The 1,217-nt window shown below is 43.5% G+C and carries 2 protein-coding genes and 1 pseudogene; 2 read left to right on the top strand and 1 reads right to left on the bottom strand.

The window, feature by feature from the left end:
- Positions 1-437: 437 nt before the first annotated feature.
- Positions 438-582, top strand: a pseudogene (locus HX884_RS26490) (DUF2627 domain-containing protein).
- A 12-nt stretch (positions 583-594) separates the two neighbouring features.
- The gene (gene cspE, locus HX884_RS26485) at positions 595-804 is read left to right on the top strand and encodes a transcription antiterminator/RNA stability regulator CspE (protein WP_001062678.1); all 210 of its coding nucleotides are present in this window, start codon (positions 595-597) and stop codon (positions 802-804) included.
- Positions 805-1,018: 214 nt separating this feature from the next.
- Here cspE and HX884_RS27085 read toward each other — a convergent pair.
- The coding region (locus tag HX884_RS27085) for a hypothetical protein (protein ID WP_218620154.1) at positions 1,019-1,217 on the bottom strand (199 nt) is incomplete at its 5' end.

Here is a 1,217-nt window from a genome sequence, read left to right as displayed (position 1 = left end):
TGGAGCACCTCAAAAACACCATCATACACTAAATCAGTAAGTTGGCAGCATCACCGTGATTTTTAACACAGTTTGGCCGGGCTTATTAGCTGTGTATTTTCTTTGTAACAATACAGTTGCGTTACAATGATTTGAGCATAACTTTTCACAAAATGTTCTAAATCAATCACTGTTTCCGGCTTTCTTTCGTGGGTTGCTGGACGCATTGTAATGATTGAGCTATGTTAAAAAAGTCTTTGATTACAGCGGGTGTGAAAGCGACGTTGAGTCTGTATAAGGACGAGGACTGGTTTGTATGCGGTAAGCATAAATGTGCAAATCCTTACAGGCTGTGTTCGAATTTGTGCGGCGGATCGAGACATGTTTAAAAATGGCTTGCCATATTAAACATAGTGTGTAATAACACGTTTTGGGTCAAACGAGGTACAGTTCTGTTTATGTGTGGCATTTTCAGTAAAGAAGTCCTGAGTAAACACGTTGTCGTTGAATACCGCTTCTCTGCCGAACCTTATATTAGTGCCTCAAGCAGTAATGTCTCAGTTTTATCTCAGTCAATGCCTGCGGGCTAAGAAAACACTCTAAGGAATTTTGCAAATGGCAAAGATTAAAGGTCAAGTTAAGTGGTTCAACGAGTCTAAAGGTTTTGGTTTCATTACTCCTGCTGACGGCAGCAAAGATGTGTTCGTACACTTCTCTGCAATCCAGGGTAACGGCTTCAAAACTCTGGCTGAAGGCCAGAACGTTGAGTTCGAAATTCAGGACGGCCAGAAAGGCCCAGCTGCAGTTAACGTAACTGCTATCTGATCGAACCGCTGCTGACTGAAGCGCGTAGCACTTCAATCTCAGACATAAAGCCTCGCAAACGCGGGGCTTTTTTATATGCCTTATCTTTCAAAATATTACCATCCCTGTCTCTGTTAGTACCTTGTTGCAAAGCTACGAGATTATTAGCACTGTTTTCCCCCCTCCACAGCGGCTTTTCCCGTTAAATCAGGGCGTTGTTCAACAGCCCTGGGGTTCAGGTGAAGAAGAAAATAATACCGAGTGCCGGCAGTTTCACCCCGGCACGTTTTGCTCTGCTCTGTTTTGCTATTTTTTGCAGCCTGGCATTTTTACTGGGACGCGTTGCCTGGCTGCAGATTATTAAACCTGACAATCTGGTAAAACGGAATCTATGGTCACTCCCGTTTTTGCAACACCGATTTTGACGACAAGTT

Origin of the sequence: Enterobacter sp. SECR19-1250, from assembly GCF_013391025.1 — a bacterium.
Classification (GTDB): Bacteria; Pseudomonadota; Gammaproteobacteria; order Enterobacterales; family Enterobacteriaceae; genus Enterobacter; species Enterobacter cloacae.
This window is presented reverse-complemented; position numbering and strand designations above follow the sequence as displayed.

Excerpts from the sequence above, each read along its gene's own strand:
- cspE (WP_001062678.1), top strand. The coding sequence starts at position 595 with ATGGCAAAGATTAAAGGTCAAGTTAAGTGGTTCAACGAGTCTAAAGGT.